4 protein-coding genes are annotated in these 4,547 nt (G+C 49.2%); 2 read left to right on the top strand and 2 right to left on the bottom strand.

Translation table 11 applies throughout. The annotated features are described in order from the left end of the window. Positions 1–77: 77 nt before the first annotated feature. Complete coding sequence (gene fdhF / locus AC3DOM_RS15960; protein ID WP_487920034.1) at positions 78–2,855, top strand: formate dehydrogenase subunit alpha; 2,778 nt, start codon at positions 78–80, stop codon at positions 2,853–2,855. Then, on the top strand, positions 2,855–3,343 hold the full coding sequence (locus AC3DOM_RS15955; RefSeq protein ID WP_487920033.1) for a ferritin-like domain-containing protein: 489 nt from the start codon (positions 2,855–2,857) through the stop codon (positions 3,341–3,343). The genes fdhF and AC3DOM_RS15955 overlap by 1 nt, the downstream gene beginning before the upstream one ends. Positions 3,344–3,497: 154 nt before the next feature. Here AC3DOM_RS15955 and AC3DOM_RS15950 read toward each other — a convergent pair whose 3' ends face one another. Next, positions 3,498–3,971 (bottom strand): hypothetical protein, encoded by a 474-nt coding sequence (locus AC3DOM_RS15950; RefSeq protein ID WP_487920032.1) that lies wholly within the window; start codon positions 3,969–3,971, stop codon positions 3,498–3,500. Positions 3,972–4,000: 29 nt separating this feature from the next. Then, positions 4,001–4,531: a helix-turn-helix domain-containing protein gene (locus AC3DOM_RS15945; RefSeq protein ID WP_487920031.1), complete on the bottom strand. Its 531-nt coding sequence runs from the start codon at positions 4,529–4,531 to the stop codon at positions 4,001–4,003. Positions 4,532–4,547 lie beyond the last annotated feature (16 nt).

The following is a 4,547-nucleotide window of genomic DNA, read 5'->3' as shown; positions in this document are numbered from 1 at the left end:
CGACTACGGGCTTCACATTCGTTTAGCCCTCCGCTCAGAGACTGACATAAGTATAAAAACCTCACTGAGGAGAACCCATGAGCAAATTAACTGTCACCATTGACCATAAAAAAATCGAGATTCCCGAAGGCAGCACAGTTCTGGATGCCGCCCGCGCAGCAAATGTCTATATCCCAACCTTATGCGATGATCCGCTCCTGGAGCCATTCGGCGCCTGCCGTCTTTGCGTAGTCGAGATCGAAGGCTATCGCGGCCTGCCTACAGCCTGCTCCACCCCCGCAACAGAAGGGATGATAATTCATACATCCAGCCCCTTGGTCGAAGTCAACCGGCGCACAAGCATGAACCTGCTCCTCTCAGATCACCCGCTGGACTGCCAGCACTGTGTTGCCAATATGGACTGCGATTTGCAGAGCGTGGCCGCCTTTGTCGGGGTACGGGAGCAACCCTATCAGGGAGAGCGTCGCGCATATGATATTGACGAGAGCAACCCATTTTATGGTCGAGATCTCGAAAAATGCATCCTGTGCGGAAAATGCGTCCGCGCCTGCGATGAATTGCAGGGACGCCAGGCGATCAGCTTTGGCTACCGCGGTTTTGCATCCAAAATCACGACACCCTTCGATCTGCCAATCTGGGATTCAACCTGTGAATCCTGCGGACGCTGTGTGGATATGTGCCCAACGGCTGCCCTCTACGATAAATCAGCCATGAAACACGGTACACACACCGGAGAAACCCGCACCACCTGCCCATACTGCGGCGTTGGCTGCGGGCTGGTGCTCGAAACCCGCAACGGTGAGATCGTCGGTGCCCGGGGCGACCGGGAAAATTCGGTTAACGAGGGCCACACCTGTGTCAAGGGGCGTTATGGCTGGGAATATGTACAGCATCCAGACCGGGTCAAAAAACCCCTCGTCAGACAATATCTCCTCGACGGGAAAGAAAAATCCAAAGTTACTGATCGTAAATCTAAAGATTGGGATTTTGTCGAAACAGACTGGGATACCGTTCTGAATATTACCGCCGAAAAACTGGCTACCATCCGTGATACACACGGGGCGGACAGCATAGGCTTTATGACTTCGGCTAAATGTCTGAATGAGGAAAATTATCTGATGAATAAACTGGCGCGACAGGTCATAGGAACCAATTCCATTGACCATTGCGCCCGGCTCTGACACTCCAGCACTGTGGCCGGTCTGGCCACCACCTACGGTTCAGGCGCAATGTCCAACTCCATGGACGATATCGCCGCTAATGCAGCCGCGTTCTTCATCATCGGATCGAATACAACGGAACAGCATCCCGTATTCGGGACAAAAATACGACGCGCCATCCAGAAACGGGGCGCAAAACTGATCGTCGCCGACCCGCGACGGATCGATATCACCGATCTGGCAACTGTCCATTTGCAGCAAAAAGCCGGATCAGATACCGCCCTGATCAACGGGCTGATGTATCTGATCCTGGAAAAAGGCTATGAAGATAAAAGCTTTATCGCAGAGCGCACTGTAGATTTCGAAGCCTTCAAAGAGGTCATTCAGGATTACCCTCCTGAAAAAGTGAGTGAGATCACCAGCGTACCGGTGGAACTCCTGCACGAGGCCGCTGAGATCATGGGCACATCCCAGCCGATGGCTGTGATGTGGGCAATGGGGATCACCCAGCATATCAAGGGTGTCCGCAATGTGATGGCGCTGGCAAATATGCAAATGTTGCTTGGCAATATGGGTATTCCCGGCGGCGGCGTCAACCCCCTGCGCGGACAGAATAACGTCCAGGGTGCCTGCGATCTCGGTGGGCTGCCGAATGTCTTTCCGGGTTACCAGAAGGTGACCAGCGAAGAAGTCCAAAAGAAATTTGCCCAGGCCTGGGGACGTGGAACTGAGCTCAAAGTTGGTAAAACCTTGACTGAAATGATTCCGGACGTAGAGAAAGGTGAAACGCACGCCCTCTATATCCTGGGTGAAGATCCGGTCATGTCTGACCCCGACACCAAACATATCCGCGCCAATCTGGAAGCCTGCGAATTTGTTATTTTGCAGGAGATCTTCCAGTCTGAAACCGCCATCTATGCCGATGTGCTGCTCCCCGGCTCATCCTTTGCTGAGAAAACGGGGACCTTCACCAATACTGAGCGACGTGTGCAAATGGTTCGTCAGGCCATTAATCCGGTTGGGGATTCCCGCCCCGATTGGGAAATCATTTCAGACCTGGCAAAGCGGATCATCGCCCGGACCCCAAGACTGCTTCCGCTAACCGCCCCCCACGCTGGCTGGGATTACCCCGACACGGCCGCCATCATGGCGGAAATCGCAGCCCTGACTCCCCAATATAGCGGGATCAGCCACAAACGACTTGAAAATGGCGAACGGCTGCAATGGCCAGTTAGAGATGAGAACCATTCCGGAACACCCATCCTGCACGTTGGTCAGTTTGCATCCGGCAAAGGCAAATTCATGCCCATTGAGCATATCCCACCCGCAGAATCACCAGACAAGGATTACCCTTACATTATGTCCACGGGACGTGTGCTCTACCATTGGCATGGCGGACAAATGACCCGCCGCGTGAAAGGGATCATGGAAGCCTACGGCGAAGCTTTGGTGGAAGTCAACCCCGAAGATGCCGATAATCTGGGAATCAATGGAGAAAATGCTATTCGCCTGACATCACGACACGGCAGCATCGATACCAAAGCCTGGGTCACGGACCGCGTCCCGCCCGGCATGGTCTATGCCAACTTCCACTTCCCGGATGCCTCCGCCAACGAACTGACCCATGCCTCGCTCGATCCGGTTTCGAAGATCCCGGAATATAAAGTGACGGCTGTAAAAGTGGAGAAGATCTAATGGATATTCGCAAAGTTTTAGAATACGCGCTACAGCGTGAGTACGAAGGCAAAGCCTTTTTTGAAAATAACGCTGATCGGCTGAGCAATGCCACTGCAACTGGCGCCTTCAAGGCCATCGCGCAGGAAGAGCAGCGTCATATCGAATTTATCCAGGCTCAGCTTGATGCCTTGGAGAATAAAGAATCAGCCACGCAACCTGCTCCGGAATTGGACGAGGCAACGTTTTTTGCTGCGCGCGCCGACCAGGAAATGATCGAGCAGAGCGTCAGTGAATCGATGGTCGCAGACCTTCCTGTGCTGCGGATGGCTTATCTGATCGAAAAAGATTTTTCCGAGTTCTACCAGCAGGCGGCCTCCAAAGCCGAAGGCGATGTAAAAGCCACGCTCGAGATGCTCGCGCGTTGGGAGGCCGGCCACGAACGCCTCTTCAAACGCATGCACGACGAGGCCTTTGAAAAATACACCGAGATGCCCTGGGGAGGGTAAGATTAGGGAGTAGATAATTAAATCCCAGCAAGAGAATAAATTTCTTGCTGGGATTTGTTGTTTTTCAGTATCACCTAGTGGAACTGCCTATATAACATTCTGTGCCTGTACATTAGTGCAGACAGCGGCCCAGATGGAGTATTTATAATATAACCTAGGCTTTTACTATTTTAACTTTTTTGGCTTTTGTAACGGTATTTTTTTTATCAACAGTATGGAAATTAACATCTATTGGTATTGATGCTTTTTCAGTCCACTCTTCTGTCTGATTGCCGCGATACTCAACGCAAAACGTGTATATTCCGCTTCCTTCAGTAAAATTCAGCATGGAGAAATTAACTCTTGCTCGAAGGCGTTGATACTTGGAAAGATTTATTTTAAGTGGTTGTTCTTTTAGAACAGTTTTGCTCGGGGAAACAAATGTGTAGCGGCTTTCCGCCTGAGCGGGAATATCAGAATTTGTACGTGTCCATAGCGTTACAACTTGAATAGGTAATGGTAGTATTTTATCTGAACTAGGGTCGCCTTCGATTGTTAGCTCCTCAAGAATATTTATAATGCTAAGTAGATTTGTGGACTTATCTTCGATTGATCCTTGGCAAACTACGCTCCAAATATGTTTTATCATTGTGTTAGTCCTTCTTGTAGTGCTCATTTCTAGTTGTAATAATTTCCTACAAGTTGATTGTCTGTTTGGCTGCTTTTTTGGCTAGTGTTAATGTAAAAGGTGTCTTGCGGCAATAACACTACATGCGTTCTGGCCTCATTCTCTGATTCGTAAGTATCCACTAAAATAGATAATACTTTCAGCTTATCATCTTCTGGCGTTTCTAGTTCGGCATCTTGAGGATTATCAATTTCGATTAGGGTTTCTTCATAATCTTCTTCTGTGCGAATAGGCCAGATATGGATGGGGATGCCAACTGGGGAATAATGAGTCTCAATTCCAAGGGCACTTAAAATACATTGAACTGTTTTAAAGGTGGGATTTGCTGAAGCATCTTCGATACGGGATATGTTCGCTTGTTTTGTGCCTGCTTGTTTTGCTAACTCAGTTTGAGACCAACCTTTTTTTATTCGAGCGCGTATAATGGCATTCCCTAAATCGAAATTTGGTTTAAGTGCCTTTTTTGCGTTTTGGTATTTAGTATTTTTTTTTAATTTTAGTAAATATTCAGAATGATTCATTTTTGTCTCTCATGTC

It is taken from the genome of Candidatus Desulfolinea nitratireducens, from assembly GCF_982879505.1.
Note: the sequence above shows the minus strand (reverse complement) of the source record. Positions and strands in the feature narration are given on the sequence as shown.